This window comes from Flavobacterium sp. (assembly GCF_035456085.1).
In the GTDB taxonomy this organism is placed as follows: Bacteria; Bacteroidota; Bacteroidia; order Flavobacteriales; family Flavobacteriaceae; genus Flavobacterium.
Window position 1 is genome coordinate 1 of record NZ_DATIDY010000051.1, and the last position, 4,034, is coordinate 4,034.

Annotated in this window: 3 protein-coding genes and 1 pseudogene; 1 reads left to right on the forward strand and 3 read right to left on the reverse strand. The window is 34.0% G+C overall.

Annotated features, from left to right (window positions below):
- On the forward strand, positions 1-444 hold a 444-nt coding region (locus tag VLC96_RS04295), incomplete at its 5' end, for a hypothetical protein (RefSeq protein ID WP_325260829.1).
- Between the two features lie 86 nt (positions 445-530).
- On the opposite strand, the gene VLC96_RS04300 is transcribed toward VLC96_RS04295, so the two are convergent.
- From VLC96_RS04300 to VLC96_RS04310, 3 genes and pseudogenes are all read right to left on the reverse strand, one after another.
- Entirely contained in the window at positions 531-1,661 is a 1,131-nt protein-coding gene (locus VLC96_RS04300; RefSeq protein ID WP_325260830.1) for a hypothetical protein, read from the reverse strand.
- Between the two features lie 168 nt (positions 1,662-1,829).
- Positions 1,830-2,807, reverse strand: a complete 978-nt coding sequence (locus VLC96_RS04305; RefSeq protein ID WP_325260831.1) for a hypothetical protein — start codon at positions 2,805-2,807, stop codon at positions 1,830-1,832.
- Between the two features lie 573 nt (positions 2,808-3,380).
- Positions 3,381-4,034 (reverse strand): annotated as a pseudogene (locus tag VLC96_RS04310) (altronate dehydratase); the annotation flags it as partial.

Consider the following 4,034-nt stretch of genomic DNA (forward strand, 5'->3'; position numbering starts at 1 on the left):
ATTGCTATGCAGATTAATGGTTCCAATATAAATGGTTACGTCGTTGACAACAAAAATGTATTTGGTTCGCCAGGCAATTATCTTGGGAAAAAAAGCCAGGAAATAGTAGTTCATGACAACGCAAAATTACTCACAGTTCTAGCATTAGACGGTGGAGTGTTTAAAGGCATAAATCTTCCTAACAAAAATTTCATTATGGGGGATCTTGCTGGTGAATTTGTAGCAAAAATGGATAAGGATCAAAAATCGGATTTGCTCTTTAAAAATGGAAACGCATTATGGGTGGCAAACCTTGACGAAACTGCTGGTGTGGAAATACAAAACATTGTTCAGATGAATGTCGATATCAATGGATGGAAATTACAGAGCAGTGATATGTTTGTAGTAGCAGGAAACTTTTTGAATCATCCTAACGAGCAGCAGTTATTAGTTGTGGCGAAGTAAAAATAGTATTGATAAATTATTAATTGTTTCGGAGACATGCTGAGCAGGGGGAGTAGATTTTGAAATTTTATGATTTTGAAACGCGATTAATTATAGTATTCTATTTTTCGTTCAGCGACTAGTGTTGGTTCTCCCTCTTGTTTGCCCTCCAGGAACATATTGCATTTTATCCAGTTGTTGTGGCTGTCGTATTCGTAGTTGTAGTAGCGGGTTTCTCCATAAAGACCAAGTCCACCAAGACCTGGAATAAATTCCTTCTTAATAATATCGCCTTGCTCGTTATAGGTCTTTTCGAACTTTTCATTAGCATTCGCTATACTCCCTGGACCCGATACATAGCATTTCACCATTTCTACATAATCTTTGGTGGGGTGATAAACATAATCTTCCTGGGCGACTATTTCCCCACAACTGTACATAATGACCTGAATGATACGCCCCTGCTGGTCATAAGCATACTTTAATTGCAAGTCGTCGCAAAAACCGCATTCTGTTCCCAAATCTGTATAAGACATATCTTTACCATACGAACCTGGAATGATTTTTTGGTTCACCACCTGTCCTTTGGAATTGTAGGCAAATATTTTGCGAGTAAATAAATCTTTTTCACTGCGGTTTTTATTTAACATTGCCTTGCCCCTAATCACATTAAACTCTCTTTCTTCAGTTATCCTACCTTGTTTATCATATATATATAGGTATACATCTTCCCAATTATTCTTCCATACTTTATCGGCATCTCCAAATACATTGTCGGCATTTATGGCCACAACCCGATTCAGTTTTACCAATAAATTATTAGTTCTTACCGGATAATAGGGTTTTAATGCAGTTTTACACCTGCTTTTCTGGCTCCAGTCTTTTTCGTCATATGTGTAATCGTAGGTTCTTTGATGATCAATTGTAGACAAATAGACCTCTTCTGCTGAACCAGAATCCCAATATTCAGATATTATTCTGCCCTGCTTGTCTACTTCAAGATATCTATAGTCTCGAATATCGTTGTGAATTATAAAACGCCCTATTTTTTTTTCGGTCAATCCTTGCTTGGGTTTAATCTTGAAATAGACCGTTTTTACGGAGTCTTTCAAATTTTTCCGAGTACTGGCACTCTGTTTTTCCGACCATAAACCACTGTATTTTTTATCGTTTTGGGCATTAATGTCAATTGAGAAGAACGCAAAGAAGCAGAATAGATATTTATAAAAAGGTCTCATATAACAGTTTTTAATTTTCTAGTAAAAATAACGTTATTTTATACAATCCTAAGTAATGTTATGTTTATCAATTATTTGAAAAGTGAATAAGCAAAAAAGCTGCGCAAAATCGGATGACTTGCGGAGCAGGGGAGTAGCTTTTTGAAATTTTATGATTTAGAAATTTGATTAATTATAGTATTCTATTTTTCGCTCAGCAACCAATGAAGGTTCTCCTTCTTTAGTGCCCTCCATATAGATATTACATTTTATCCAGTTGTTGTGGCTGTCGTATTCGTAACTATAATAGTATTCCTTAATTTCCAATTTTTGTTTAGGATTATTAGGGATAAATTCTTTTTTTATAATATCTCCCTGTTCGTTAAACGTTTCTACAAAGTTTTGGGTAGGATTAGACATTTCTCCCGGTCCGGTGACATAGTATTTTACAGTTTCTACATAATCCTTAGTAGGGTGATAGGTGTATTCTTCTTTGTCAACTATTTTACCACAACCATACATAATTACTTGGCTAATACGCCCCAATTGATCATATTCATACTGCAATTGTAAATCCTCACAAAAACCACATTCTGTTCCCATATCCGTATATGCTCCTATTTTTTCACCTCTTAATCCAGCTATAATTTTCTGATTGATTACCTGACCTTTATCATTATAAACAAACAATTTACGGGTAACTAAATCTTCTTTTTTGTGTTTTTTATGCAGTGTTTCTTTTCCTGATCTATAAACATCATATTCTTTTTCCTCTATTATTCTTCCTTGATTGTCATATATATATATATATATATGCTCATTATAATTCGGCCATATTTTACCGTCTTCACCAAATGCATCTGCTTTTTTGGGAACTTCAATTTGATTCAGTTTCACTAACAAATTCTGATTATATACTGGATAATATTGCTTTAAAGTAGTTTTGTATTTGCTTTTTTCCAGCCAGTCTTTATCATTGTATTCGTAGTTGTCTGATTTTTCAGGATCATAAGTTTTATATTCTCTGTCAGGGACTACACCGTATGATCTGGCTTTATGTCTTTGAAATTCATCATAATAATAATCAGATCTTCTTATATCATTATCCATAATTACTTTGCCTTTCTGAGAATCAGATAAACTTTGTTTGGGTTCGTTAAATTTCATTTGAACAGATTTTACCGAATCTTTTAAGTTCTGACCACTATAACTGCTACACTTGAAAGAAAACAAACCACTATATTTTTGATTGGTCTGCCCATTCAAAACAATTGAAAATAGCGATATACTGTAAAATAAATATTTGAAATGAAAATTCATAAAAAAAGAATGTTTGTTTTTCATGAAATATAGCAACTATTATTCCAAAATTTATTTTACTTGATTCAATGTCATTAAGTTAAGGGGAAGTAATGATTTTACTAAGATTGTCGAGCTACTTGATGAGATTCCTCCCCTGTCGGAATGACAAAACAGTACGGTTTAGGTATTCAATATCACACAAGTTTATTATTCCGACGGAGGAGGAATCTCATAATACTAGAACGCAAATATCTCTCAGGCATTGAAAACAATCATGAAAAATCTTGACTTAATAGCATTGTTCTCGCGCTTAAAATAAGACAATTTATATTTATAAACGATATTACTTGTTTTCGGATACAAACTAAAAAGCTGCTAGAAATAAATCTAACAGCTTTTTTTAAACAAAATAATCTAAAAACCTTGTTTAATAAAATTTTATAACGATACTCCTCTTTTCCAAGGAATAAATACATCTTGTTTGAGTTGATCTGCTTTTGTTTCTATGTTTCCGCTCGCCAATTCTATAATATAATCTACGATTTCTTCACCTACCTCGGTAATAGTTTTTTCTCCAGTAATTACAGTTCCGGCATTAACATCGATAATATCCGACATTCTTAGCGTTGTAGTAGTATTCGAAGAAATTTTCACAACTGGTGCAATTGGATTTCCCATCGGATTTCCTAAACCTGTAGTAAATAAAACAACTGTTGCTCCTGATCCAACCAATCCTGTGGTACATTCAGCGTCATTTCCTGGCGTATTTAGAAGATTTAAACCTGGTTTTGAAATATATTCGCCGTAATCCAAAACATCTACAATAGGTGCAGTTCCACCTTTTTTAGAAGCCCCTGCCGATTTCATGGCATCGGTAATCAAACCGTCTTTAATATTTCCTGGAGATGGGTTCATATCAAACCCAGAACCTGCATCTACAACTGATTTTTCAAAGGCTTTCATCAAAGTTAAAAACTTATCTGCTTTTTCTTCGTCCACGCAACGGTTCATCAATTCTTGCTCAACGCCACATAATTCCGGGAACTCTGCCAAAATGGTTTTTCCTCCCAAAGCTGCAAAAATATCTGAAAC

What these genes read in the sequence shown, in the direction of transcription:
- VLC96_RS04300 (WP_325260830.1), bottom strand. Translation starts at nt 1,661, where the DNA reads ATGAGACCTTTTTATAAATATCTATTCTGCTTCTTTGCGTTCTTCTCA.
- VLC96_RS04305 (WP_325260831.1), bottom strand. Translation starts at nt 2,807, where the DNA reads ATGAAATTTAACGAACCCAAACAAAGTTTATCTGATTCTCAGAAAGGC.